General features: G+C 31.1%; 1 protein-coding gene. It reads right to left on the bottom strand.

Annotated elements, in window-relative coordinates:
• Window positions 1–624 (bottom strand): RNA-guided endonuclease InsQ/TnpB family protein (locus tag GJS40_RS00810; RefSeq protein WP_270895374.1); only part of this gene is annotated, 624 nt, incomplete at both ends.

The following is a 624-nucleotide window of genomic DNA, read 5'->3' as shown; positions in this document are numbered from 1 at the left end:
TTCGTTGTAACAACCGAATTTTCTTTTCGAGTTTTATAATGTTACAAGTTTTGACAAAACGGCTTCCCTCCTTATTCATTTGATATTTTCGAGAAACTTTACGCTGCAACCTGCGAAGGCGTTTCTCTAACCTTTTCACCTTACTTGTCTTATTAATATTTTTAAAAACTTGACCATCAGAACAGACAACTAGTTCTTTAACGCCAACATCAATTCCTAAAACAAAATCATTTAATTCAACTTGTTCTTCATTTTCAAAATCAATAGCAACGGATAAATACCAATACTTCCCGTCATAACTAACTCTAGGGTTTTTGTATGTCACATCTATAGGAATTTGTTCAGAGGTTTTAACCCAACCTATTTTTTCAAGCAAAACAAGATGACTTTTTACTTTTAGCTTCACGTTATCATTGTAAAAAGAAGGCTTTGATTTCTTTTTTGTTTTAAATTTTGGATGTTTTGCTTTCCCGTTAAAAAACCTCTTATATGCTTGACACAAATCTTTAATCGCTTGTTTTGTTACATTGTTAGAAACTTCTTTCAACCATGCATAATCCTCTGTCTTCTTTAACTGTGTTAATTCTTTTCTTAAAATACCATCTGGTACAAATTTATTACCTT

This window comes from Aliibacillus thermotolerans (genome assembly GCF_027853235.1).
Classification (GTDB): Bacteria; Bacillota; Bacilli; order Bacillales; family Marinococcaceae; genus Aliibacillus; species Aliibacillus thermotolerans.
Note: the sequence above shows the minus strand (reverse complement) of the source record. Positions and strands in the feature narration are given on the sequence as shown.